The sequence below is a fragment of the Streptomyces sp. NPDC058001 genome, from assembly GCF_042886315.1.
Taxonomy (GTDB): Bacteria; Actinomycetota; Actinomycetes; order Streptomycetales; family Streptomycetaceae; genus Streptomyces.
Genome location: NZ_JBHVQT010000011.1, coordinates 307,442 through 331,814, shown reverse-complemented (window position 1 = coordinate 331,814; position 24,373 = coordinate 307,442). Strand labels below are relative to the sequence as shown.

Annotated in this window: 21 protein-coding genes; 14 read left to right on the top strand and 7 right to left on the bottom strand. The window is 71.3% G+C overall.

What is annotated here, in order from left to right; genetic code table 11:
* The first annotated feature begins 4 nt into the window (after positions 1-4).
* The 4 genes from ACFVT5_RS28185 to ACFVT5_RS28170 all read left to right on the top strand — a co-directional run bounded on the left by ACFVT5_RS28185 (position 5) and on the right by ACFVT5_RS28170 (position 4,294).
* Positions 5-1,348 carry an FtsX-like permease family protein gene (locus tag ACFVT5_RS28185; RefSeq protein WP_389893744.1) on the top strand — a complete coding sequence of 448 codons (1,344 nt, stop codon included), beginning with the start codon at positions 5-7 and terminating at the stop codon, positions 1,346-1,348.
* Positions 1,349-1,498: 150 nt separating this feature from the next.
* Positions 1,499-1,912 carry a YciI family protein gene (locus tag ACFVT5_RS28180; protein WP_389893742.1) on the top strand — a complete coding sequence of 138 codons (414 nt, stop codon included), beginning with the start codon at positions 1,499-1,501 and terminating at the stop codon, positions 1,910-1,912.
* 80 nt (positions 1,913-1,992) lie between these two features.
* Positions 1,993-3,201, top strand: coding sequence for an RNA polymerase sigma factor (locus ACFVT5_RS28175; RefSeq protein WP_389893905.1), 1,209 nt, complete (start codon positions 1,993-1,995; stop codon positions 3,199-3,201).
* Positions 3,202-3,253: 52 nt separating this feature from the next.
* Complete coding sequence (locus ACFVT5_RS28170) at positions 3,254-4,294, top strand: NAD-dependent epimerase/dehydratase family protein (protein ID WP_389893740.1); 1,041 nt, start codon at positions 3,254-3,256, stop codon at positions 4,292-4,294.
* Between the two features lie 75 nt (positions 4,295-4,369).
* Here the strand turns inward: ACFVT5_RS28170 and ACFVT5_RS28165 are convergent, their stop codons facing one another.
* Positions 4,370-5,485 (bottom strand): sensor histidine kinase, encoded by a 1,116-nt coding sequence (locus ACFVT5_RS28165; RefSeq protein ID WP_389893738.1) that lies wholly within the window; start codon positions 5,483-5,485, stop codon positions 4,370-4,372.
* Positions 5,486-5,528: 43 nt separating this feature from the next.
* Positions 5,529-6,269 carry a response regulator transcription factor gene (locus ACFVT5_RS28160; protein ID WP_389893903.1) on the bottom strand — a complete coding sequence of 247 codons (741 nt, stop codon included), beginning with the start codon at positions 6,267-6,269 and terminating at the stop codon, positions 5,529-5,531.
* Between the two features lie 159 nt (positions 6,270-6,428).
* Between ACFVT5_RS28160 and ACFVT5_RS28155 the strand changes: the two genes are divergently transcribed.
* From ACFVT5_RS28155 to ACFVT5_RS28145, 3 genes are read left to right on the top strand one after another with little or no spacing between them, the layout of a single operon-like run.
* A complete protein-coding gene (locus tag ACFVT5_RS28155) occupies positions 6,429-7,139 on the top strand; it encodes a glycosyltransferase family 2 protein (RefSeq protein WP_389893736.1) in 711 nt (236 codons plus the stop codon).
* A complete protein-coding gene (locus tag ACFVT5_RS28150) occupies positions 7,136-7,768 on the top strand; it encodes a DUF2064 domain-containing protein (protein ID WP_389893734.1) in 633 nt (210 codons plus the stop codon). The genes ACFVT5_RS28155 and ACFVT5_RS28150 overlap by 4 nt, the downstream gene beginning before the upstream one ends.
* Before the next feature lie 16 nt (positions 7,769-7,784).
* Positions 7,785-8,588 carry a class I SAM-dependent methyltransferase gene (locus ACFVT5_RS28145; protein WP_389893732.1) on the top strand — a complete coding sequence of 268 codons (804 nt, stop codon included), beginning with the start codon at positions 7,785-7,787 and terminating at the stop codon, positions 8,586-8,588.
* Positions 8,589-9,000: 412 nt separating this feature from the next.
* Here the strand turns inward: ACFVT5_RS28145 and ACFVT5_RS28140 are convergent, their stop codons facing one another.
* From ACFVT5_RS28140 to ACFVT5_RS28130, 3 genes are all read right to left on the bottom strand, one after another.
* Complete coding sequence (locus ACFVT5_RS28140; protein WP_389893730.1) at positions 9,001-10,323, bottom strand: molybdopterin-dependent oxidoreductase; 1,323 nt, start codon at positions 10,321-10,323, stop codon at positions 9,001-9,003.
* 78 nt (positions 10,324-10,401) lie between these two features.
* Positions 10,402-13,122: a cation-translocating P-type ATPase gene (locus ACFVT5_RS28135; protein WP_389893728.1), complete on the bottom strand. Its 2,721-nt coding sequence runs from the start codon at positions 13,120-13,122 to the stop codon at positions 10,402-10,404.
* A 64-nt stretch (positions 13,123-13,186) separates the two neighbouring features.
* Positions 13,187-14,146: a polyphosphate kinase 2 family protein gene (locus ACFVT5_RS28130; RefSeq protein ID WP_389893901.1), complete on the bottom strand. Its 960-nt coding sequence runs from the start codon at positions 14,144-14,146 to the stop codon at positions 13,187-13,189.
* A gap of 449 nt (positions 14,147-14,595) precedes the next feature.
* On the opposite strand from ACFVT5_RS28130, the gene ACFVT5_RS28125 reads away from it, so the two are divergent.
* Entirely contained in the window at positions 14,596-15,981 is a 1,386-nt protein-coding gene (locus tag ACFVT5_RS28125; RefSeq protein WP_389893899.1) for a hypothetical protein, read from the top strand.
* A 77-nt stretch (positions 15,982-16,058) separates the two neighbouring features.
* Here ACFVT5_RS28125 and ACFVT5_RS28120 read toward each other — a convergent pair whose 3' ends face one another.
* Complete coding sequence (locus ACFVT5_RS28120; RefSeq protein ID WP_389893726.1) at positions 16,059-17,252, bottom strand: PP2C family protein-serine/threonine phosphatase; 1,194 nt, start codon at positions 17,250-17,252, stop codon at positions 16,059-16,061.
* A gap of 325 nt (positions 17,253-17,577) precedes the next feature.
* Between ACFVT5_RS28120 and ACFVT5_RS28115 the strand changes: the two genes are divergently transcribed.
* The 5 genes from ACFVT5_RS28115 (at position 17,578) to ACFVT5_RS28095 (ending at position 22,285) form a co-directional block, all read left to right on the top strand.
* Complete coding sequence (locus tag ACFVT5_RS28115) at positions 17,578-17,991, top strand: hypothetical protein (RefSeq protein ID WP_389893724.1); 414 nt, start codon at positions 17,578-17,580, stop codon at positions 17,989-17,991.
* Positions 17,992-18,157: 166 nt separating this feature from the next.
* Positions 18,158-19,264 (top strand): ATP-binding cassette domain-containing protein, encoded by a 1,107-nt coding sequence (locus tag ACFVT5_RS28110; protein ID WP_389893722.1) that lies wholly within the window; start codon positions 18,158-18,160, stop codon positions 19,262-19,264.
* On the top strand, positions 19,261-20,109 hold the full coding sequence (locus ACFVT5_RS28105) for an ABC transporter permease (protein WP_389893720.1): 849 nt from the start codon (positions 19,261-19,263) through the stop codon (positions 20,107-20,109). The genes ACFVT5_RS28110 and ACFVT5_RS28105 overlap by 4 nt, the downstream gene beginning before the upstream one ends.
* Positions 20,110-20,247: 138 nt before the next feature.
* Entirely contained in the window at positions 20,248-21,195 is a 948-nt protein-coding gene (locus ACFVT5_RS28100; RefSeq protein WP_389893718.1) for a hypothetical protein, read from the top strand.
* 91 nt (positions 21,196-21,286) lie between these two features.
* On the top strand, positions 21,287-22,285 hold the full coding sequence (locus ACFVT5_RS28095) for an endonuclease/exonuclease/phosphatase family protein (RefSeq protein WP_389893716.1): 999 nt from the start codon (positions 21,287-21,289) through the stop codon (positions 22,283-22,285).
* A gap of 141 nt (positions 22,286-22,426) precedes the next feature.
* Here the strand turns inward: ACFVT5_RS28095 and snpA are convergent, their stop codons facing one another.
* A complete protein-coding gene (snpA, locus tag ACFVT5_RS28090) occupies positions 22,427-23,116 on the bottom strand; it encodes a snapalysin (protein ID WP_389893714.1) in 690 nt (229 codons plus the stop codon).
* Between the two features lie 187 nt (positions 23,117-23,303).
* Here snpA and ACFVT5_RS28085 point away from each other — a divergent pair, with 187 nt between their 5' ends.
* Positions 23,304-24,272 (top strand): LysR family transcriptional regulator, encoded by a 969-nt coding sequence (locus tag ACFVT5_RS28085; RefSeq protein ID WP_389893712.1) that lies wholly within the window; start codon positions 23,304-23,306, stop codon positions 24,270-24,272.
* Positions 24,273-24,373: the final 101 nt, after the last annotated feature.

Sequence of the window (24,373 nt, the reverse complement as noted above, 5' to 3'; positions counted from 1 at the left end):
AGCCATGTTCTCGCTCGCCCTGCGCTCCGTACGGCACCGCCCCGGCCGCTTCCTCGCGACCCTGCTCGCCGCGTTCCTCGGCGCGACCATCACCATGACCTTCAACTCGCTGCACGACACCGCCGCCGGCGCGGGCGTCGACGACACCAGCGCCGAGACCCTCGGTCTCACCGGCGGTGTGGTCGGCGGCTACGGCACCCTCCTGGTGTTCTTCGCCATCGCGTCGACCCTGACCGTCAATGTCCGCCAGCGCGCCGACGAGATCCATCTGCTGCGCTGCACCGGCGCCACACCCGCGCAGATCAAGCGGATGGTCGTCGGTGAGGCGGCCGTCGTCGCGCTCGTCGGGACGCTCCTCGCGATGGGGCCCGCGCTGCTCGGCGGGCGGGCGCTGGTGGCGATGTTCCACGACACCGGGCAGGTCGCGGACTCCGTCCACCATGTCTTCGGGCCGATCGCCCTGCTCTCCGGGTTCTGGATCACGCTGCTCGCCTCGGTCGGCGCCGCGTTCCTCGCGGTGCGCCGGGCGACCCGGGCACAGGCAGGGGGGCGGGCGCCGCGCGGCCGGCTGCGGACCTTCGGCGGGGTCGCCGCGCTGGTCGGCGGTCTGGGCTGCCTGAGCGCGACGTTCGCGATCGACGCGACGGAACCCGCGCTGATGGCGGCCCCCGCGTACGGGTCGATCCTGCTGTCGCTCGGCTTCGCGGCCCTGTCGCCCGCACTGCTGCGGGGCCTGCTCGGCCTGTTCGGGCGGCCCCTCACGGTGTTCGGCGGCGCGAGCGGCTATCTCGCGGTGCACAACATGCGCCGCCGCGCGGCCCAGTTGGCGGGCATCCTGATGCCCCTGATCGTGTTCACCGGCGTGGCGACGGCGACCCTGTGCATGCAGGCCGTCGAGAACGACGCCCTCAAGGCGTCCGGGCTCACCAAGGACGTCGAGGCCAAGAACCTCGAAACCCTCAACCTCGTCGCCGTCGGCATCATCGTCGTCTTCGCCTGCGTGATGCTGATCAACAGCCTGTACGCGGCCACCTCGTACCGCACCCGCGAGTTCGGCGGTCAGCGGCTCGCGGGCGCCACCCCCGGGCAGGTACTCGGAACGGTCGGCGCGGAAGGGCTCGTCCTCACCCTGACCGGGCTGTTCTTCGGGACGGTGGCCGGGCTCGCGGGGATCGTGCCGTTCGCGCTGGTCCGCACCGACGGCGACACCGTACTGCCGGACCAGTTGCCGGTGATCTGGCTCGGGATCTCGGCGATGGCCGCCGTGGCGACCCTGGTCACCAGCCTGGCGACGACCCGCCGCACCCTGCGGATCCCGGCGGTCATGGCGGTCACGGCACCGGTCTGAGCGGGCGCCGACCGCCCCGCTCAGAAATAATTCCAAGAAATCTGAGAAATGTGTACGGACGCTGTCGAGGACGGGTCACCGGCTCCGACGTCCCCTGTGAGAGTCGCCCAAGAACGCGGCTACGAACAGCGAACACCTAAGGAGTACGTCATGAAGTACCTGGTGATGGTCCTCGGCACACAGGCGGACTACGAGGCCATGCGCGGCAACGCGTCGGCGACCAGCCCGGTCTGGACCGAGAAGGACATGACGGCGATGATGGCCCACATGGGTGAGATCAACAACGACCTCGCCGAGTCCGGCGAACTGGTCGACGCCAACGGTCTCGCCGAGCCCGCCCACGTCCGGCACGTCAGCGCGGGCAAGGACGGCCGGCCCGTGATCACCGACGGCCCCTACGGCGAGACGAAGGAAGTACTCGCCGGATACTGGGTCCTGGACTGCGCGAGCCTGGACCGGGTCACGGAGATCGCCGCCCGGGTGGCCGCGTGCCCGCAGCCGGACGGTGTGCCGGAGCACCCCGTGGTCATCCAGCCCATCCTCGGCACCGGAGGAGATGTGTGACACCCGCTCAGGGGCGCCCGTCCCAGCACCGCCCGGCTCAGGGAAGCCACGGCCAGGGACGTCCGCCCACCGTCGAGGACCTGCTGCGCCTGCACGCGCCGCAGGTCCTCGGCGCGCTGGTGCGCCGGTACGGGCACTTCGACCTCGCCGAGGACTCCGTACAGGAGGCGCTGCTCGCCGCCGCCGGGCAGTGGCCCGAGTCCGGGGTGCCGGACAATCCGCGGGGCTGGCTGATCAAGGTCGCGTCGCGGCGGCTCACCGATCTGCTGCGCGCCGACGAGGCGCGGCGGCGCCGCGAGGAGACCGCCGCGCGGCTCGCGCCACGGGACGCGTTCACGGCTCCGCCGCCCGGCGAGGACCGCGCGCCCTCCGCCGACGACACACTCACGCTGCTCTTCCTCTGCTGCCATCCCGAACTGCCGCCCGCCGCGCAGATCGCGCTCACCTTGCGCGCCGTCGGCGGTCTGACCACCGCGGAGATCGCGCGCGCCCATCTGGTGCCGGAGGCGACGATGGCGCAGCGCGTCAGCCGCGCCAAGCAGAAGATCCGCGGCCTGCCGTTCCGGCAGCCGGGCCCCGGCGAACGCGACCAGCGCCTCGCCGCCGTGCTCCAGGTCCTCTACCTGATCTTCAACGAGGGCTACACGGCCACCTCCGGACGCCTGCTGCACCGCGCCGATCTCGCCGCCGAGGCGATCCGGCTGACCCGCGCGGTACGCGCCCTGCTGCCGTCCGACGGCGCGGTGACCGGACTGCTCGCGCTGATGCTCCTGACCGACGCCCGCCGGGCCGCCCGTACCGGACCGCACGGCGAACTCGTCCCGCTCGACGAGCAGGACCGCGACCTGTGGGACCGCACGGCCGTCGAGGAGGGCACCACGCTGGTCGAGGAGTCCCTCGGCCAACGCCCCGTCGGCGCCTACCAGTTGCAGGCCGCCATCGCCGCCCTGCACGACGAGGCGAAGACCCCCGACGCCACCGACTGGCCGCAGATCCTCGCCCTGTACGACCTGCTCGTCACCGTGGCGCCCGAGCCGATGGCCGAGCTGGGCCGCGCGGTCGCCGTCGCCATGGTGCACGGGCCCGAGGCCGGACTCGCCCAGGTCGCGGCCCTGGAGGACCGGTTGAGCGGCCACCACCGTCTCGACGCGGTACGGGCCCATCTCCTGGAACGGTCCGGCGACCTAGCCGGAGCCCGCGCCGCGTACCGGGCAGCGGCGGGGCGCACCCTGAGCGAGCCGGAGATCCAGTACCTGCGGATGCGCGCGGCCCGCCTTACCGATCGATGACATGACGGCCGGGGTACGGGTGCCGGAGGCCCGGCACGCCTAGCGTTCGGGTATGCGTGTACTGGTCACCGGCGGTGCCGGGTTCATCGGGTCATGGATCGTCGAGGCGCTGACGGCGCGCGGGCACGAACCGGTCGTATACGACGCCCTGCTCCCGGCGGCACACCCCGCACCACCCCCCGCACCGTCCGGCATCCGGTGGATCGTCGCCGACGTCCGCGACACCGACACGCTCGCGGAAGCCCTCACCGGGGTCGACGCCGTCTGCCACCAGGCCGCGATGGTCGGCCTCGGCACGGGCTTCGCGGACGCACCCGCCTACGTCGGCGCCAACGACCTCGGTACGGCGGTCCTCCTCACCGGGATGGCGAACGCCGGGGTACGCCGGCTCGTCCTCGCCGGTTCGATGGTGGTGTACGGCGAGGGCCGCTACTACTGCGGGCGCCACGGCACCGTACGGCCGGGCCCGCGCGCCGAACTCGACCTGGCGGCGGGCCACTTCGAGCCGACCTGCCCGCTGTGCGGCGAGGACCTGACGCCCGGCCTGGTGGACGAGGACGCCCCGGCCGACCCGCGCAATGTGTACGCCACCACCAAACTCGCCCAGGAACACCTCGCCGCGACCTGGGCCCGCGACACCGGCTCCACCGCGATCTCGCTCCGCTACCACAACGTCTACGGCCCCCGGATGCCCCGCGACACCCCCTACGCGGGCGTCGCCTCCTTCTTCCGCTCGGCCCTGGAACACGGCGAGCCCCCACGCGTCTTCGAGGACGGCGCCCAACGCCGCGACTTCATCGAGGTACGAGACGTCGCCACCGCCAACACGACAGCCCTACAACTCCCCCGCCCCAAGGGCACGTTCCGCCCGTACAACATCGGCACAGGCACCCCGAAAACGGTAGGAGACCTGGCCCAGTCTTTGTCCAAGGCAACGGGAGGCCCACTTCCCGTGGTGACGGGCGAGTACCGCCTGGGGGATGTCCGCCACATCACGGCGGATTCAACGAGAGCGCGGAAGGAAATGGGGTGGGAGGCGGAGGTGGGGTTCGAGGAGGGGGTACAGACCTTCGCCACCGCGAAGTTGAGGTAACCCGCCCCGTTGTGGGCAGGTGTCCCGCAGGGCGGGACGGGTGGGCACAACCCCACGTACCGCCCACCCGGAAGGTCACGCCGGCGCAGCCAACGGCAACAGCACCTCGAACCGACACCCGCCAACAACATTCCGCACAGAAGCCCGCCCCTGATGAGCCTCAACAATCCCCCGAACAATCGCGAGCCCAAGCCCCGCCCCAGCCGGAGGCGTCCTCGCTGAGGTCCCCCTCCACCCCGTATCGAACACCCGCCCCAAATCCGCCTCCGGAATCCCCCCGCACCCATCCGTCACCGACACCACGACCCCCTCCCCGTCCCGCCACGCGGCGACCGCCACGGTCCCATCGGCCGGCGTCCGCCGAATCGCGTTGACCAGGAGGTTCCCCAGCACCCGGCTCATCTCCTTCCCGTCGACGTCGACGGGCACCGCGTCGATCCGGTCACCGATGAGCCGTACCCCGTGCTCCCGGGCAAGCGCGTCCGCCCCGGCGATGGCGTCGCCGACGAGGTCGTACACGGACATCCGCGAGGGCGTGAGGGCGAGCGCGCCCGCGTGGATACGGGAGAGTTCGAAGAGGTCGCCGACCATGTCGTTGAGGCGTTCGACCTCGGTACGGATCTGGCGGAGGTAGCGGTCGGGGTCGGCGGCCATGCCGTCCTCCAACGCCTCGGACATGGCGCGCAGTCCGGCGAGCGGGGTGCGCAGGTCGTGCGAGATCCAGGCGACGAGTTCGCGCCGGGAGGTCTCCAGGGCGCGTTCGCGGTCGCGGGACGCGGCGAGTTTGCGGCTGGTCACTTCCAACTCGCATGCGAGTGCGGTGAGTTCGGCCGTGGCCGCGATGTCGGGGGCGGCGAAGCTGCCGCCGTCGCCGAAGGAGCGGGCGGCGAGGGTGAGGGCGCGGCTGCGGGCCACCACCCAGCGGCCGAGGAGCAGCGCCGTCGCGAGCGACACCACGGCGGCCATCGCGACGACCGTCGTCACCACGGTCAGGTCGTGCGGGGAAAGGAACATCGCCCAGGCCACCGCGAGCGTGCCCGCGAGCATCGCCGTCACGGCGACCGCGCTGACGACGGTCAGGGAGACCGTGAGGGAACGGTGGCGGAGCAGGAGCAGAGCCGCCGCGCCGAGCAGTCCGGCCGCCGCCGCGCCCAGGAAGGCGAACAGGGCCATCAGGAGTACGTCGTACACGGAACCCTTCCCCTCGGTCGGTGTCGAGTCAGTGGGTGTCGAATCAGCCGGTGTCGAGCCGGTACCCCACGCCCCACACCGTCCTGATCAACCGGGGTCGCGCCGGGTCGTCCTCGATCTTGCCGCGCAGCCTGCGGATGTGGACGGTGACCGTCGACAGGTCGCCGAAGTCCCAGCCCCACACGTCCCGCATGAGTTCCTCGCGCCCGAACGCCCGCCCGGGGTACCGCAGGAAGTGGGCGAGGAGGTCGAACTCCCGTACCGTCAGGGCGAGTCCGGTGCCGTTCTTGGTGACGGTACGGCCCGCCGGGTCGAGGGTGAGTCCGGCCGCGCCGATCGGTGCCCCGGGAGGGTGGGGGCCGGCGAGTGCGCGGCTGCGGCGGAGTACCGACTCGACGCGCAGGACGAGTTCGCGGGGGCTGAACGGCTTGGTGACGTAGTCGTCGGCGCCGACTTCCAGGCCGAGGATACGGTCGTCCTCGTCGCCCCGGGCGGTGAGCATGATGACGGGCACCGGGCCCTGCGCGCGCAGTCTGCGGCAGACCTCCAGACCGTCCATGCCCGGCAGCATCAGGTCGAGGACGACCAGGTCGGGGCGGTGCGCGGTGGCCTGCGCGAGGGCGTTCGGACCGTCGGGCGCGTGGTCCACGGTGTGACCGGCGCGGGTGAGATAGCCGGAGACGACCTCCGCGACGGTGGGGTCGTCGTCCACGACGAGGACGCGGGCCGGTACGGGTTGCTTCTCCATGCGGTGCTCCGTGCGCTGTGCCGTTCGCTGCTCCATGCGGTGCTCCATGCGCTGTTCCGTGCGCTGCTCCATGCGTTCAGCGTCGCACCGCGCCGGACGGGGCGGCGCCCCGGTGGCCGTGGCGGGGCCGGGTGTCCTTGTTTCGTAAGGTCGCCAAGCCCGCTATGCCCCTTTTGCTCTCGTAAGGTAAGGGGCGTGAACTTCCCCACGTACCAGGCCGTAGACCTCGTACTGCCGTGCCTGAACGAGGCCGCCGCGCTGCCCTGGGTGCTGGCCCGGCTTCCCGCCGGATGGCGCGCCGTCGTCGTCGACAACGGATCGACGGACGGCTCCGCCGAGGTCGCCCGCGCCCTCGGCGCGACCGTCGTACACGAACCCGTGCGCGGATTCGGCGCCGCCTGCCACGCGGGTCTGGAAGCGGCCGACGCCCCGCTCGTCTGCTTCTGCGACTGCGACGGCTCGCTCGACCCCCGGGAGGCCGTGCCCTTCGCCGAACGGGTCGCGGAAGGACACGCGGAACTCGTCCTCGGCCGGCGCCGCCCGCAACTCCGGGGCGCCTGGCCGCCGCACGCCCGCGCGGGCAACCTCGCGCTCGCCCGGATGCTCCGGCGCCGTACCGGCCTCGCCCTGCACGACCTCGGACCGCTGCGGGTCGCCCGGCGCGAGGCACTGACCGGACTCGCCCTCACCGACCGGCGCAGCGGCTATCCGCTGGAGATGGTGGTACGGGCCGCCGACGCGGGCTGGCGGATCGAGGAGTACGACGTGCCGTACCTGCCGCGCACCGGCCGCTCCAAGGTCACCGGCACCTGGCGCGGCACCTGGCACGCGGTCCGTGACATGCGCCGGGTCCTGACCGAACCGCCGCGCGCCGTGCCGTCCGGGACGGGGGCCACGTCCCGGTGACCACCCTGCTCGTACTGGCGAAAGAGCCCCTCCCCGGCCGCGTGAAGACCCGGCTGACCCCACCCTTCACACCCGCCGAGGCCGCCGCGCTGGCCGAGGCCGCGCTGCGCGACACGCTCGCCGTGGTGTGCGCGGCGCCCGCCGCCCGCCGGGTGCTGGTACTCGACGGGACGCCGGGCCCCTGGCTGCCCGCCGGGATCGAGGTCGTACCGCAGTGCGGCGGCGGCCTGGACGAACGGCTCGCCGCCGCCTTCGCCGGCTGTACGGGACCCACGCTGCTCGTCGGCATGGACACCCCGCAGATCACACCCACGCTGCTCGCCCCCGTGCTCGACCCGGCAGCCTGGCAGGGCACCGACGCATGGTTCGGCCCGGCCGAGGACGGGGGTTTCTGGGCCCTGGGCCTGGCGGTACCCGACCCGGCGCTGCTCCGTGGCGTCCCGATGTCGACTCCGGCCACGGGCGCCGCCCAGTACGCCCGGCTCACCGGCGCGGGCCTGCGCGTACGGGACCTGCCGCGGCTGCGGGACGTGGACACGGCCGCCGACGCCACGCGGGTCGCCGCGCTCTGTCCCGGCACGCACTTCGCGTCCACCCTGTCCCGCCTGTCCGGGACGACGGTCCGATGACGGCCGGGGGTGCCCGATGAGCACCGCTCAGGAGAGTCGCCCTCCCACCTGGTGCGGCGACCCGTACGCGGATGCCCTGCGGGCCGGGCACGGGCCGCTGTATCTGCGGCGGGGGGACGGGTGGCTGTTGCCGCTCGACGTGGAGCGGTGGTGTGCGGTGGCCGACGCGGCGGATCTGTCGGCGCTGCGGCACTGCGAGGGCGCCGTACTAGACATCGGGTGCGGGCCCGGTCGGCTGGTCGCGGCGCTGGCCGCGCGGGGGCACCGCGCGCTCGGGGTCGACGTCAGCGCGGAGGCCGTCGCGCACACGGTCCGCGTCGGCGGGCAGGCCCTGCGCCGCTCGGTGTTCGAGCCGCTGCCGGGCGAGGGCCGCTGGGACACCGCGCTGCTCATCGACGGCAACATCGGCATCGGCGGCGACCCGCCCGCGCTCCTCGAACGGGTCACCCAACTCCTCGTCCCCGGCGGCCTGTTGCTCGCGGAGACGGCACCGGTCGACATCGATGAGCGGGTGAGTGTACGGATCGATGACGGACTCGGCAGGGTCGCCCCCGACGGCACCTTCCCCTGGGCCCGGATCGGTACCCGCGCCCTGCTGCGGCACGCGCGCCGCACCGGTTGGCGCCCGATCGCTCAGTGGTCCGCCGGCGACCGCCCTTTCGTTGCCCTGCGCCGCCGTACCGACGCGCCCACGGCCGCGCCCAGCGCCGGTCCCGTACGGACAAGCAGCCACAGCGCCGACAGCGCGAACAGCGCGGCCGTGATCAGCAACCAGCGGCCCAGGAACACGTCCACCGGCAGCCCGGTCGCCGCCTCGTAGTGGTCGCGCGCGTGGCGGGTGATCAGCGGCCACCACACCAGCAGGAGCAGCACGGAGAGCATCGCGGGGACGCGGAGGTGGTTGACGACGCCCGGGACGGCCGGGGTCGCGGCGGCCGGCACCGCCCGCGTCAGCGCCCGGTCCGCGAGCCCGTACAGCGGTACGAGGACCAGGTCGTGCAGCAGTGCCGCGCCCACGAACCAGAGGGCGACGCCGAACCAGTTCCCGGCGAGCAGCCGTACCCCCGCATAGCCCGCGAGGGCGAACGAGGCGGCGAGGAACAGGAGTTGCCAGGGGGACTCGCCGTACCAGCGACGGTAGTGGCGGGCGAAGGCGCCGGCGGTCCCGGCGACGAGGCGCGCGCAGCGCGCACGCAGGGCGGCGGCCCGCTCCTTCATGGTGCCTTGTGGGCTCACAGCGTCTCGAACCTCATCCGTGTCACCCATTTCGTGTTCATGACGCCGGGGGCCGCCGGGACGATCACGCGGGCCGGGTAGCCGTGGTCGAGCGTCAGGTCGTACCCGTTCACGCGCAGCGCCAACAGGGAGCGTTCGTCGCGTACTTGATGTGCCGTCAGACCGGCGGCGCGGAAGGCACCGGCGCGTTGCAGGGACTCCACGAAGACGTCGGGCGCGGGGGTGTGCGCGTAGCCGACGAGGGCGGCGAGGTCTCTGAGGCGTACGCCGGTCCAGTGCTGGTTGTCCGTCGACCAGCCCTCGACGCAGGCGATCGGCAGTGCGGCGGTGTGCTGTGGCATGCCGAGGAGGTCGGCGCGGGTGAGGACCACGCGCCCGCCGGGACCGTCGACGGTCAGCCGCCAGTTGTCGCCGGTCTCGTCCGCGCCGACCCCCACCGACGCCGCCGTCTTGTTGACCTGGAAACCGCCGCCGGGCGCCTGCCGTGGCTCGGGGCCGCCGTGCGGGGCGAGCAGCGCGGTACGGCGCAGGGAGCCGCCGATACTTTGTCCCGCCGAGGTGACCAGTATCAGCAGGGAGCCCGCACCGACGACACCGAGCGCGCCGCGCCGCGAAAGGGTGGCCGGAAGCGGATCGGGTGAAACCAACTCCCTTTCGTTGGACCGCAGTTCACCGCTGCGCAGCACCCGGAAGGCCATCGGGGCGCGCAACGCGACATGGACGACGAATCCGGCCAGGAACACCCAGGCGCCGTAGAAGTGGAGGGGGTAGAAGGAGCCGGGGAAGAGGTAGTCGAGCTGGATGTTGAGCACGCCCGTCGCGAACTCGAAGAGGACTCCGCCGACGAGGAGCAGCAGCGAGATCCGCTCCAGGGCGTGGCCGACCGAACGGGCCGGGGGCAGCGCGAACAGCTTCGGCACGACCGACCACAGCTTCGCGAGCAGCACCGGGATCAGCACCAGCCCGAGCGTGACGTGCACGCCCTGCGTGAGCCGGTAGAGCCAGTACGGGTTGGTGGGCCACTCGAAGAGATAGAACCCGAGCAGGCCCTTGTCCGGGGTCTGGTCGTTGACCGGCGTCAGGTTCGGGTTGTACGCGGCGTACGACACGAGCCCCGTGACGGACACGACGGTGATCCCGACGAGCAGCACCACCCCGAGCAGCGAGGTGAACCAGGGCCCGCGGAGGGGGCTGCGCCAGAAGGCGGGGGAGGTGGGGGAACGGGGCGAGGAGAGGGCGGAGGAGAGGGGGGCGAGCAGGGCGGTTCCCCGGCGGGACCTTTCCGGACCCGAACGCCGGACGTCGTCGTCATCGACCATGCCCCGAAGGTAAGCGGCGAACACGGCCCGAACCGTGACACGACGCATGACGAAAGGCTGACGTCAGGTGCCGACGCATCAGGTGTCTCTTGAGCGACGGGCCAGGAGCTTGCCCAGTTCCCACGCGAGCAGGAGCGCGAGGGCGGCCAGCAGCGCCCAGCCGAACTGCCGCGCGTTGATCTGGGTCGTTCCGAGGATGCGGCGGAAGCCGTCCATCTGGGTCACCAGGACCGCGAGTACGAACTGGGCCAGTGCCACCCAGTTCATCTGCCTGCTGTCGAATGTGGACGTCGTCAGCACCGATTCCGTCTCGCTGCGGCATTCGAACGCGGCCACGATCAGACAGAGGGCGAAGGCGGTGAACGCGATCGACTGACCGGTCTCAATACTGTCGAAGTGGGCCTGACCGAGCTTGATCAGTCCGAGCAGGAGGGCGGTGATCGCCAGTCCGCCGATTCCGACCGTGACCAGTACGGGCCGGGTGAGGACGGACTCTCCTCGTGGACGCGGCCTGCGGCGCATGAGCCCGGGGCTCTCCCGGTCGAAGCCGAGCGCGAAGCCGAAGGAGGCGTTGACCACGAAGTGGATCCACAGCACCTGCGGCGGGGTGAAGGGCTCACCGGCGGCGATGTTGAAGACGGTGGCCCCGAGGAAGGTCAGGACAAAGGTGACGAGCAGGAGCAGTACGAAACGGATGTACTTGGTGAGGTTGTCGTAGATTCTGCGGCCCTGCTCCACGGCGTAGACGATGGTGGCGAAGCGGTCGTCGGAGAGGATCATGCGTCCGGCGTTCTTCGCCACGTCCGTGCCGCTGCCCATGGCGATACCGATGTCGGCGGCTTTGATGGCGGGCGCGTCGTTGACGCCGTCCCCGGTCATCGCCACGACCTCGCCCTTCTTCTTGAGGGTGTCGGCGAGCAGCACCTTGTGCTCCGGCGCGACGCGGCCCACCACACCGATGCCGTCGATGCGGGCGAGCTGCTCGTCCTCGGTCATGGCGGCGAAGTCGGCGCCGAGGATCGCCTCGCCGGGGATGCCGAGCCGCCGGGCGATCGCCGCGCCGGTGGTGACGTCGTCACCGGTCACCATGCGGACCCGGATGTGCCCCGCCTGGGCGGCGGCCACGGCTGCCTTGGCGTCCTCGCGGGGCGGATCGACCATGCCGACGAGGCTGGTCATCCGCAGCTCGGTGACGTACGCGAGCAGGTCGCCGTCAGGATCGAAGCCGGCCGGGTCCAGATCACGGGTGGCCGCGGCCATCACCCGGCGCCCCTCGCCGCCCATCCGCTGGGTCTGTGCCTCGGCGCGCGCGATCAGTTCGTCGTCCCACGGGATGGTCTCGCCCGCCGCGAGCGCGGTGGCGGCCCGCGCCACCACCGCCGGGACCGCGCCTTTGACGAAGCATCGGACGACCCGCTGCCCGGAGGCATCAACCGCTTGGTTGAAGGTGGCCATGAGCTTGTAGTCCGGGTCGAACGGCAGCGTGGCGAGCCGGGGGAGGCTCTCCCGGGTGGCGTCGACGTCCAGCCCGGCCTTGTGCGCGAGCACCAGCAGCGCGCCCTCGGTGGGATCGCCCACCACCTCGCCGTCCACCAGCTTCGCGTCGCTGGCCACCACGTACGGCAGGATCGCCTCCTCGATGCCCGCGGAGGACCCCGCGGCATGGTGGATCCTCCCGTCGAGCCCGTAGCCCGTGCCCGAGACGGTGTACTGGTCCGTGGGACTCACGACTTCGACGGCGGTCATCTGGTTCATGGTCAGGGTGCCGGTCTTGTCCGAGTTGATCGCCGAGGTGAACGCGAGGGTCTCGACGGACGGCAGTTCTTTGACGATGGCGTTCCGTTTTGCCAGGTTGAGGCTGCCGACGGACAGGATCGCCTGGGTCACGGTCGGCAGGGCTTCGGGGATGGCGGCGATGGCCAGCGAGACCGCGCTGACGAACAGGACGTCCCAAGCCTGGTCCCGTTGCCGTCCCAGGGCGAACATCACGATCATGGTCAGGGCCGCCGCCCCGGTGATCCACAGCGTCAGGGTGTCGAGCTCCTTGGTGAGCGGCGGTACTTCCCTCTCGGTGGCCGACAGCATCCCGGAGATCCTGCCGACCTCGGTTGCGGCACCGGTCGCGGTGACGACGAGCACGCCGCTGCCATGTGTGACCGGGGTGTTCATGAACGCCATGTTCGTCCGGTCGCCGGGCGCCGGACGGGCGCCCGACAACGTGCCGGCGTCCTTCGCGGCGGGAACGCTCTCGCCGGTGAGTGCCGACTCGTCGATCTGTAAGGCACTGGCCTCGATGATGCGTCCGTCCGCCGCCACCTGGTCACCGGCGGCAATGAGCACGATGTCGCCGACGACGAGCTGCTCGGCGGGGATCTCGGCCTCCGTGCCGTCCCTGCGTACCCGTGCCGTCGCCTTCATCATCGACTGCAGCGCGTTCATCGCGCTCTCGGCCTTGCCCTCCTGGTGCAGGCCCACGACGGCGTTCAGCAGGGTCAGGACGATCAGCAGGACTGCGGTGGTCCACTGCTGGATGAGCAGCGAGACGACCGCCGCGGCCACGAGGACGATCTGCATGTAACTGCGGTACTGCGCGAGGAATCGGTGCCAGGCCGGAGGCCGCTTCTCCTCGGGAAGTGAATTCGGGCCGTGCGCTTCCAGAAGTTGCGCGGCCCGTGCTGCGGAGAGACCGAACGCCGGATCTACGCCGAAAGCCGTTACGACCTCCTCGGGAGTGCGCGTGTACCAGCCGTCCTCCGAAGCCCGAGGCTGTTCTCCCACGGAATTCGAACGCACCGTCATCGCTCTGCCTCCGATCCGTGGCCGCGGATGCGTCCGGGCCGATCGCGCGCTGGTTCGACGGGTCTCAGCCGCGCTTCTTCCTGGCCGACGGATGCCGGTCGGCGTACGGATCGGCCGGTGCCCCGGCAGGGGCCTCCCGCTCCAGTTCCCGTTTGGTGACGAGCAGGTCCTTCCGTGCGGCCTTCCCCACGTCGGGGTACTGAGGGTCGATGTCCATCAGGGTGTGCACGAGGATCGCCGCCGAGCAGATCCGCTCGAACCACTTCCGGTCCGCCGGCACGACGTACCACGGCGCCCACTTCGTACTCGTGGCCGACAGCATCTCGGAGAACGCGTGCTGGTAGTCGTCCCACCGGCGCCGCTCCCGGACGTCGGCCGCGGAGAACTTCCAGTTCTTCTCCGGCCGGTCGATCCGCTTCAGGAAGCGGGTGCGCTGCTCCTCCTTGGACAGGTTCAGGAAGACCTTCACCACCTTGAACCCGTTGTCCGTGAGATAGCGCTCCCAGTGGTTGATCTCCCGGTAGCGCCGCTGCCAAATGTCCGGCCCGCGCGTGCTGTCCGGCAGCTTCTGCCGGACCAGGTTCTCGGGGTGCACTCGTACGACGAGGACCTCCTCGTAGTGCGAGCGGTTGAAGATGACGATCTCGCCGCGCGTGGGCAGGCGCTTGGCGTAGCGCCACAGGTAGTCGTGGTCGAGTTCCTCGGCGGAGGGCACCTTGAAGCTGCTGACCCGTACGCCCTGGGGATTGACGCCGCTCATCACATGGCGGATCGTCCCGTCCTTGCCACCGGCGTCGAGTGCCTGGAGACAGAGCAGGACGCCGTACGTGTCCTGGGCGGCCAGCCGCTCCTGGTACTCGGCAAGCAGAGACACCCCGGTCCGCAGCAGATCGACCCCCTCCCGCTTCTTCAGACCCGCCTTGTAGCGAGGATCGAAGTCCCGGTCAAGGCGCACCTTCGACCCCGGTTTCACGCGCAGGGGCGCGATGAAATCCGCGATGCGTTCGGCTCTCTCGTCCGACAGCACGATCAGTCCTTCCCTGGTCCGGGGTGAGCGCGGAGCGTCTCGGGGGCCGCTCCGCGGTCGACAGCCCGACCGGGAGCGGTGCGGCAGGCGGCACGGAGCACCCTCCGGGACCGGCGTTCGACCAGGACCGGGACGTCGGAAGTCTGTTCTTCGACCGTCATGGCCGCACGTGTCCCATCTCCCACGACCTCCAGACCGCAGAACCACACAACACATCCCGCCACAGCCGTGACAGGATTCCTCGCGCTCATTGTCTGTTCGCCCGGACAAGATCGCCCCCTGAGGCCGGGGGCAGGAACGCCGCCCTCGGCGAGGGTGAACCCAAGGCGTAGACCGAACGCCGACCAGTCGCCCGCCGGTGCGGAATCTGACCGTTCCGTGACGTGGGGGCGGGGAAGCGGTCGAATCGGGTGCTGCGCGCCTAGCGTTCCCCTGTGACTTCTGATTTGGGTGCGACCACACAGCACGGCACCGGCACCCGCGTACGTGAGGACGGGACCCGGTGGGATCTCGTCGCGGTCGGTGCCGCCGTGGTGCTTGTCGTCGGCGCCATCGTCGTGGGCGTCGCCATCGAGCGTGACCACGGCACCCTCTTCGTCGCCTGGCCGCCCCTCTTCGCGCGGTGGGATCCGCATGTCGGTCCCGGCACCCCCGCCGCCCTCGCCGTCGCCGCCGCCACCGTCGCGTACGGTCCCGGGCTGGCGGCACGGCTGCCGTGGCGGGCGCTGCTCGGGCTGGCCTGGGCGACGGCAATGGCGTGGACGTGGTCGCTGGCCCTGGTCGACGGCTGGCAGCGGGGCGTCGCGGGCCGACTCGCCAAGCACGACGAGTACCTGCCCACCATCGACCGCTTCCACGACATCGGCGCCACCCTCCGCGACTTCACGCACCACATCCTCAGCGGCTCGCCCGACCACTGGCCCACCCATGTCGCCGGACATCCGCCCGCCGCGATCCTCACCTTCGTCGGCCTGGACCGCGTCGGCCTCGGGGGCGGCGGCTGGGCGGCGGCCTGGGTGATCACGACCGGTACGTCGGCGGTCCTCGCGGTCCTCGTCACGGTACGGGCCCTCGCCGGCGAGGCGACCGCCCGCCGCGCCGCCCCCTTCCTGGCCCTCGCACCCCTCGCCGTATGGGTCGGCGTCTCCGCCGACGGGTGCTTCACGGGCGTCGCGGCCTGGTCCGTGGCCCTCCTCACGCTCGCCGCGACCCGCCGGGTACGGGCACCCTGGGCGGCGGCGTTCGGAGCGGGTCTCCTGTTCGGGCTCTCCGCGTACCTCTCGTACGGGCTGATCCTGTTCGTGGTGATCCTGGCGGCGGTCCTGGCGCTGACCCGTACGCTGCGGCCCGTGCCCTGGCTGCTCCTCGGGACGGCCCTGGTCACCGTCGCCTTCACCCTCGCCGGCTTCGACTGGTGGGAGGCGTACCGCCTCCTCGTCGACCGCTACCACGAGGGCGTCGGCGGCATCCGGCCCCAGTCCTACTGGATCTGGGCGAACCTGGCCTGCCAGGTGTTCGCGGTCGGCCTCGCGACGGTCGCCGGGCTGCGGCGGGCGGGCGCCCGGACCCCGCCGACGGTGGCACGGCTCCGACGGGGCCGGGACCGGACCCCGGACCGGCTGATCGGGCTCCTCGCCGTCGTCGCCGTGGCGCTGCTCGCGGCCGACGTGTCCGGGATGAGCAAGGCCGAGACCGAGCGGATCTGGCTGCCGTTCACCGTGTGGCTGCTCGCCGCCACCGCGCTGCTGCCCGCGCGGACACGGCGCGGGTGGCTCGCGGCGCAGGCGGTCCTGGCCCTGCTGGTGAACCATCTGCTGCTCACCGGTTGGTAGCCCCCGTAGCCCCGGTAGCCCCGGTAGCCCCGGTCCTGGCCGACCCCCGTCGACGGTCCCCTCACAGGAACGTCCCCTCACAGGAACGTCGCGCTCGCCGACACCGCCCCGTCCACATTCCGTACCGCGAACACCGTCGTGTCGTCCGCGAGGTGCCCGTTGCAGTGTTCGAGGGTCGCGTCGCGGACCAGCCGGACCAGGTGTTCGGGCAGGGCGGCGTCCGGGTCGGTCCGTACCGCCTCGGCCACCGTCGCGTTGAGCGGGAAGAACATGCCGTGCGTGTCCCGGGCCTCGGTCACCCCGTCGGTGACCAGGAGCAACGTCTCGTCGTCGGCGAGCGTCACCCGCTGCACCAGCGGCGGCCGGTCCGTGAGATCGCCGAGGCCCAGCGGCAGCCCGTCCCCGGGCGGCAGTTCCCGTACACCGCCGCGCCCGACGATCAGCGGTGGCTGATGCCCGAAGTTGACGACCTGGACATGCCCGGCGTCACCGTCCGGCGGCGGGAAACCGATGAGGACGGCCGTCGCGAACCGGTCCCCGTCGTCGCGGCCCACCTGCACCCGGTAGAAACGGTGGCGCCGCATCCCTATCTCCAGGCGTTCCGCGACCAGCTTCAGATCCTCGGTGTGATAGCCGGACTCGCGGAACGAGCTGAGCAGCATCGCCGCCGCGTCCACCGCGCCGAGCCCCTTGCCCTGGACGTCACCGAGCAGCACCCGGGTCCCGAACCGGCTCGGCTGGATGTCGTAGAAGTCGCCGCCGACCCTCGCCACGCTGTCGGCCGCGAGATAGACGGCCGCGTGATCGAGGCCGCCCCAGCGGGGTGGCAGCGGGCGAAGGACCGTGCGCCGGGTGGTCTCGGCGATGTCCCGCATGTGCAGCCACCGCCCCTCGCCCCGCACCCGGATCCAGCACGCGCCGACCGCGAGGACCCCGCCCACGGCGACCAGGATGAAGTCGGGCAGGCCGGTCTGGAACTGGTCGGGCCACGCCTGGTCGACACTCGCGTACGTCGCGATGGACAGCACGGAGAACGCGGCCGTCGTCCACACCCCGCAGAGCGCGGCGGCTATGCCCGGGACGACGACGATCCAGGAGATGACGCGGAACTCGCGCGACGTGTTCACGTCGATGACGGCGATCACCATCAGCAGCAGCAGCGGGGGCAGCCACGCCACGCTCCGGGCGCCGATCCGCAGCATGCTCTGCCGGGGCGGGGCGTCCACGTCCTGTCCCAGCGTGTCGAGCTGCGGTGCGGGTGAGGAACCCATGGGACCGGCCGTCAGCGCGCTGTCGCGGTCCGGAGGAACACGACTGTCTTCATGACGTTTGCTCCTTCGCTCCGGGCTCCCACCGGTGATCGCGTCCAGCGAAGCACGCGGGGGTGGCCCACGCATCTCTCATTCCTGCACTGACCGTACTCCCATGTCCCCACCTGGGGCGCCGCCGGATTCACTGGAGATTTTCCCGGGATTTTTCCCGGCCGCCCCACTTGCCCGGCGGGTCCCCCGGGTGTGCTCTGGAACGGGGCCCTCACGACAGGGCCTCACGACAGGGCCCTCACGGCATCGGGGACCAGGAGAGAGGAGCGCCGTCATGGCTCATGCGGCACCCGCGATCGAACCCTCACGTCGGCCGGGGCGCGCCCGGTCCATCGACTTCCGTTCCCCCGGTGTCTGGCTGCCCGCCGTGCTGGCCGTCGTCTACGGCCTGTGGGCGGCCGAGATCCGCCGCAACAGTATCGGCCACGGCATCACCGGCTGGGACGTCCTGTTCGGCGTCGTCACCGGCGTCATCGTGGGCGTCCTCTGCTTCGCGCTGCACCGGGTGAGTCACCGGCTGCCCCGGGAGTTGCGGGCCGCCGCCTGGGCCGCCTTCGCCGGGATCACGTTCGGCTATCTCTACAGCCTCACCGACGCTTCGATCCTGCGGTCCGTGGGGATGGCGCTCGCGGTCGCGGTGTGGGTCGGCCTTGCGACGTTCTACCGCTTCTATACGACGGAGAAGTGACCGTCCGGCAGTGACCGTGATCTCCGTTCCCGGTGCGCAAGTCAAAAGAAGGAAAAGAAATCCGACCATGGCCCGATGAGTTTCCGGCCGTCCCGAGGTCTCCTATCCAGACAAGGCCGAACAGGCATACGACGGCACGGGAACGAAGAGCGGGGATGGGGCGGACATGAGCAGCGGCACAGGAGACCCGGGCGGCGTCACGGAGCGGTCGGCGGGGCATTCGTCCGGGCCGGCCATCGAGACGGCCGGCCTGGTGAAGACGTTCGGGGACAACCGCGCGGTCGACGGTGTCGACCTCACCGTCCCGGCCGGCACGGTCTACGGCGTACTGGGGCCCAACGGCGCCGGAAAGACCACCACCGTCAAGATGCTCGCGACCCTGCTGCGCCCCGACGGCGGCGAGGCGCGGGTCTTCGGGCACGATGTGGTCCGCGAGGCCGACGCGGTCCGCAGCAGGGTCAGCCTGACCGGGCAGTACGCGTCCGTGGACGAGGACCTGACCGGCGTCGAGAACCTGGTGCTGCTCGCCCGGCTGACGGGCCACGCCAAGAAGGCGGCGTACGGGCGGGCGGAGCAGTTGCTCACCGCGTTCGGCCTGGCCGAGGCGGCCGGGCGGCAGGTGAAGAACTACTCGGGCGGCATGCGGCGCCGTATCGACATCGCCGCGTCCATCCTCAACACCCCTGACCTGCTCTTTCTGGACGAGCCCACGACGGGCCTCGACCCGCGCAGCCGTAACCAGGTCTGGGACATCGTGCGCGCGGTCGTCTCGCAGGGCACCACCGTGCTGCTGACCACGCAGTACCTGGACGAGGCCGATCAGTTGGCGTCCCGTATCGCCGTGATCGACAAGGGCCGGGTGATCGCCGAGGGCACCAAGGGCGAGCTGAAGGCGTCGGTCGGCGCGGGTGCGGTGCATGTACGGCTGCGGGACGCGGACCGGCGGCCCGAGGCGCAGGAACTGCTGCGGCTCACGCTCGACACCCAGGTCACGTTGGAGCCGGACCCGGTGGCGCTGACGGCCCGGGTCGGCCAGGGCTCGGAGAACGGCCGGGGCGCGGCGGAGCGGGCGTCGCGCGCGCTCGCGGAGCTGGCCCGCGCCGGGATCACCGTGGACAACTTCTCGCTGGGGCAGCCCAGCCTGGACGAGGTGTTCCTCGCCCTCACCGACCGCCCGGCCACGGAGCCCGGCACCGAGACCGACGGGACCGGGACCGACGCCGCGACCGGTACCGACTCCCGTACCGGCACCGAGAAAGAGGCAGCAGCATGAGCACCGCGACCACCACCGAGGCCCAGGATCTGGCGCCGGTCAGCACGGAGACGCTCGCTGAACTGCTCATCGCACGGGAGCGCCCGCCGCGTCCGGGCCCGGTGTCGGCCTCGCTGACCTTCGGCTGGCGGGCGATCCTGAAGATCAAGCACGTACCGGAACAGTTGTTCGACGTGACGGCGTTCCCGATCATGATGGTGCTGATGTACACGTACCTGTTCGGGGGCGCGCTCGCCGGGTCGCCGAGCGAGTACATCCAGTACTTGCTGCCGGGCATCCTGGTGATGTCCGTCGTCATGATCACGATGTATACGGGTGTCTCGGTCAACACCGACATCGACAAAGGCGTCTTCGACCGGTTCCGTACGCTGCCGATCTGGCGGCCCGCCGTGATGGTCGGCTATCTGCTCGGCGACGGCCTCCGCTACACCATCGCTTCGATCGTGATGATCGGCGTCGGCCTGATCATGGGCTTCCGCCCGGCCGGCGGCTTCGTCGGGGTCGTCGCCGGGGTCGCGCTTTTGCTGGTGTTCGCCTTCGCCTTCTCGTGGGTGTGGACGATGTTCGGGCTGCTGCTGCGTACCGAGAAGTCGGTGATGGGGGTCAGCATGATGGTGATCTTCCCGCTCACGTTCCTGAGCGACATCTTCGTCAAGCCGGAGACGATGCCGGGCTGGCTCCAGGCGTTCGTCAACAACAACCCCGTGACGCATGTCGCCTCCGGCGTGCGCGGTCTGATGGACGGCTCGGGCGCGGGTTCGTCGGTCGCGTGGACGCTGGGGTGGGCGGCGGTTCTGATCGCGGTGTTCGGCCCGGTGACGATGCGGCTCTACAACCGCAAGTAACCACGGGAGCCCGGCGGTAGATCCCCCGAGGGGGGTGTTCCGCAGGGCCGTATGCAGGCGCCCCGGTCGCGTTCCACGCGGCCGGGGCTTTGCGTGAGAACTGTGTCCCGAAGTGTGTCTCCCAGCGGATTCCGGCGCGTGCCACCGCACGTGTCCCTCCGCGCGCCCGGTGCCGTGTCCGCGCGCGTGCGGAACGTCGTGTCGGCGTGGCTGATCGTCGCCGCGTGCGCGCTTGTGCCGCTGGGCACGCTGTCGGCCTGGACGACGTACGAGATCGGCGACACCGACGCGTACGTCGCGACGATGGCCCCGCTCGCCGGTGACCCCGCCGTGCGGGACGCCATCGCCGACGCCGTGACCGACGGGATCATGCAGGAGGTCCGGGTCGGTCCGCTCCAGGACCGGGTACGGGGATTCGTCCGCGAGGCGGTCGGGTCCTTCACCGGAACCGAGGCGTTCCGCGTCGCGTGGAGCGCCGCGAACCGGGCTGCCCACGATGCCGTGATGCGGGCCCTCCGCTCCGGCAGCAGTCGCGAGGTCAGCATCGATCTGGCGCCGATCACCGAGCAGCTCAAGCAGCAGCTCGTGGAAGACGGCGCGTCGTTCGCCGGCCGGATTCCGGTCGAGCACACCGAGGTGACCGTGCTTCAGGCCCGTGACCCCGAGAATCTACGGAAAGGGTTCCATATGTTCCAGATCGCGGGTCTCTGGCTGCCCGTCGCGTCCGTCCTGCTCGCCGTCGGCGGGATCCTCGTAGCGCTACGGCGGCGGCATGCCGTGGCGATGACGGCACTGGGCATGGCGCTCAGCGCCGGTCTGCTGGCCGTGGCCATCGTGGTCGGCCGGGGCCTCACCCTCGACGACCTCCCACCCGACGTGTCCCGCGACGCCGCCGGGGCCGTGTACGACGCCTTGACCGACTCCTTGCGAACCGCCGCGTGGATCATCATCGGCCTGGGGGTGACGGTGGCGGCGGCCACCTGGCTCACGACCTTCCTCCTCCGCCGCCGAGCAGCCGCGTCCCCCCAAGACCCCCCAGACCCGGAACCCACCCAACAGACCCCCCGCCCCCAGGTCCGAGCCTGAACCGGAACTCCCACCCACAGGCCGGTTAGCGCAACCCTCTCGCCCTCTCCCCCCGTCCTTGAGAGAGAATCCGGTGAGGGAGAGGGTGATCTTGGGGAGTGCCACGGATGTGTGGGTCGGGGAGTCGGGTGAGACCGCCGGCAGGGAACGGCGGCGGCGAGGTGGGCCCGGGGCCTGGTTCGCCGGGGTACTGCTCCTGGGCGTCAGCGTCGTCGTCGGGTGCCGGGTCGCCGATGTCGATGGCGTCACCCCCGTACCGCAAGCCCTCGCGTTCCTGCCCTGGCTTCTCGCGCCGACCGGACTCGCGCTGCTCCTCGCCCTGCTCACCCGCTGGCGTACCGGACTCGTCTGGGGTGTCGCCGTGCTCGCCGTCGTCGCCTGGTACATGGAGCCCTACGGCAAGACCACGGAACCGAAGGGTGCCCCGCTCGCCGAGCTGCGGGTGCTCACCGCCAACGTGCTGCTCGGGCAGGCATCCGACGCCCTCGTCACCGCCGTGCGCAGGGAACGCCCCGACCTCGTCTTCGTACCGGAGTGCGAACAGCGCTGCACCGAGGCGCTGAAGGGCCTCGCGGACGACTACCCGTACCGCAGCGCCGTCGAGAAGTACGGTTCCGACGGGTCCGTCATCCTCGGCCGCACCCCGTTCACCGCTACCCGAGGCGTGCCCGGCACGCTCGGGATGCCCGGCGCCGTCACCGAGGTGAAGGGGCAACGGATCCGGCTCCAGCTCGCCCATCCGATGCCGCCGCTGCCGGACCAGCTCGGCGTCTGGCGCCACGAACTCGGCGCGCTCCGCGACTTCGCCGCCGCCGAACCCGACGTACCGACCATCGTCGCCGGTGACTTCAACGCCACCCAGGACCACGCCGCGTTCCGCCGCATCCTCGACACGGGCCTACGCGACAGCGCCCGCCTCACCGGGTCCCCCCGCACCCCGACCTGGCCGTCCCGCACCGCGGGAATCTTCGGCGCCCAGATCGACCACGTCCTCGTTTCCTCCCATTTCACCGCTCACAAGACCCGTTTCCTCGACCTCGACGGCACGGACCATCGGGCCGTCCTCACCGAGCTGACCCTCCACCGATGACGGTGCGGGCCGCCCGGCGAGAGGGGCGGCCCGCACCGGTGGGGGGTGGGGCAGGGGACGCGGGGAGTGTCAGGGAAGACCCCCGCCCCTGAGCAGTTCAGTCGCGGATCAGTTGCGGATCAGTCGTAGCTCAGTTGTGGATCAGCCGGTCTTGGCCAGGGTGTCCGTCTTGTTCACCTGTGCCAGGGCCTTCGCGAGACCGTTCGCCCAGAGCTGGTTGACGCGGGAGCGCTCCGCGGCGTTCGGGTACGCGTTCGTGCAGGACGTGCCGGGGCCGCCGCCGGACATCAGCTCGCTGCACGGACCGGTGTAGTGGTCCGGCAGACCGAGGACGTGCCCGGTCTCGTGGGCGGTCACGCGGGTGGAGTTGTACTGCTGGTTCTGCCGGTAGTCGAGGAAGATGTAGCCACGGCCGTGCCCGTCGGTCGACGCGTACGAACCGCGCGAGTCGTTGCCCTCGTAGTACTGGAAGTTGAAGTTCGAGCCCTCCTGGAGGCGGACGTTGGACACGGAGCTGTTCCAGATCGAGGTGGAGCTGGATATCTGCGAGCGGAACGACGGCGCGTTCGCCGTGCTGTAGACGACGGTGACGGCCGCGGCGCCCGGGTTGGCGGCGCGCTGCTCGGCGACCGACTTCACGACCGCGTCGAAGAACGCCTGGGTGGCCGCCTTGTCCTGGGCCGAACCCTCGTACCGCGCGATCGAGGCGGCCGAACTCGCCGGGGCCGTGTCGGTGGCGGTGGGAGCGGCGGACGCCGGAACCGCGGCGCCGAGCGCGCCGGCGAGACCGAGACCGAGCGCCGCGGACAGGAAGCGTGTGGGGGGCTTCATGATGGGGGGCTCCTACTGGTTCATGGTGGGGGTAGAACGTTCGGTAAAGGGAGTGTCAGGGAACAGACGCCGCGCCGGATGATGGCAAGTGGGGATAGCCCTGGGCTATCACCCGTCAACTCGTGCCGTTCCATGGGGATTTGGGCATCTGGTGCCGGTGCCATGAGCGGTTCTACGCTCATCTGCCATGGACCTAGAGGTGCGGCATCTTCGCGCACTGTGCGCCATCGCCGACAGCGGCAGTCTGCACAAGGCGGCCCGTGAACTCGGCGTCGCCCAGCCCACGTTGAGCACTCAGTTACGACGTATCGAACACGCCCTGGGCGGCGAGCTGTTCACCCGAGGGCAGGGCGGCTGCCGGCCCACACCGCTCGGCAGCGCGCTGCTCGGCCGGGCCCGGCCGCTGATCGCCGAGATGCGGGACCTGGTCACCGAGACCCGGGCCGCCGCCGCCCGCGCCGCCGACGGCACCCATCTGCTCATCGGGTCGACGGCGAGCCGCGCCATCCCGGGCTGGCTGCGCAGGCTACGGGTACGCCGCCCCCGCACCGAACCGTCGCTCCAGATGAACGTCTCCGCGAACGCGCTCCTCGGGATGGTCGCCGCCGGACAGATCGACGTGGCGTTCGTGCACGAGGTCGAGGGCTGCCCGCTGCGGTTCCCCGCCGGGGTCTGCCGCCGGGTGCTGATGGACCGCGAACCGCAGTTCGTGTCCCTGTCCGCCGACCATCCGGCGACGGCCCGCCCCGCGGTGTCCCTGGCCGACCTCGCGGGCGACCGGTGGATGGTCGACCCGACGGTGGACGGCGAGTGGGACGCGGTGTGCCGGGTGCTGCGCGCGGCGGGCATCAGCCCCCGGGTGCTGCGCGGCGACTACCTCACCGCGTACTCGCTGGTCGCGACGGGCGAGGCCGTCACGGTCTGCCAGCCCACGGCCCGGCCACGCCCCGACACGGCGGTCCGCCCGCTGGCCGGCGACCCGCTCGGCGTCCGCCTGCTCCTCGCGGCCCGTACGGAGGCGGAGCTGGACGAGGTGTTCGGGGATCTGGAGGAGGCGTACTGGGAGGTCGCGCGGGAGGCTCCCGAGTACCGGGAGTGGCTGAACGGGGCTGTGCGGTTCGATGAGTTGGGGGCACTGACTCGCGATCCGGCGTGAGGCTTCGGAAGCCCCGGAAGTCCCGGAAGGGCAAGGGACGCCCTCCCTGGACCGGAGGGCGTCCCTTGGTTCACACGCACATATGTACGCACATATATGCG

Coding starts and splice junctions, on each gene's coding strand:
- ACFVT5_RS28185 (WP_389893744.1), top strand. CDS start 5: ATGTTCTCGCTCGCCCTGCGCTCCGTACGGCACCGCCCCGGCCGCTTC.
- ACFVT5_RS28180 (WP_389893742.1), top strand. CDS start 1,499: ATGAAGTACCTGGTGATGGTCCTCGGCACACAGGCGGACTACGAGGCC.
- ACFVT5_RS28170 (WP_389893740.1), top strand. CDS start 3,254: ATGCGTGTACTGGTCACCGGCGGTGCCGGGTTCATCGGGTCATGGATC.
- ACFVT5_RS28160 (WP_389893903.1), bottom strand. CDS start 6,269: ATGGAGCAGCGAACGGCACAGCGCACGGAGCACCGCATGGAGAAGCAA.
- ACFVT5_RS28145 (WP_389893732.1), top strand. CDS start 7,785: ATGAGCACCGCTCAGGAGAGTCGCCCTCCCACCTGGTGCGGCGACCCG.
- ACFVT5_RS28140 (WP_389893730.1), bottom strand. CDS start 10,323: ATGGTCGATGACGACGACGTCCGGCGTTCGGGTCCGGAAAGGTCCCGC.
- ACFVT5_RS28135 (WP_389893728.1), bottom strand. CDS start 13,122: ATGACGGTGCGTTCGAATTCCGTGGGAGAACAGCCTCGGGCTTCGGAG.
- ACFVT5_RS28120 (WP_389893726.1), bottom strand. CDS start 17,252: ATGGGTTCCTCACCCGCACCGCAGCTCGACACGCTGGGACAGGACGTG.
- ACFVT5_RS28115 (WP_389893724.1), top strand. CDS start 17,578: ATGGCTCATGCGGCACCCGCGATCGAACCCTCACGTCGGCCGGGGCGC.
- ACFVT5_RS28110 (WP_389893722.1), top strand. CDS start 18,158: ATGAGCAGCGGCACAGGAGACCCGGGCGGCGTCACGGAGCGGTCGGCG.
- ACFVT5_RS28105 (WP_389893720.1), top strand. CDS start 19,261: ATGAGCACCGCGACCACCACCGAGGCCCAGGATCTGGCGCCGGTCAGC.
- snpA (WP_389893714.1), bottom strand. CDS start 23,116: ATGAAGCCCCCCACACGCTTCCTGTCCGCGGCGCTCGGTCTCGGTCTC.
- ACFVT5_RS28085 (WP_389893712.1), top strand. CDS start 23,304: ATGGACCTAGAGGTGCGGCATCTTCGCGCACTGTGCGCCATCGCCGAC.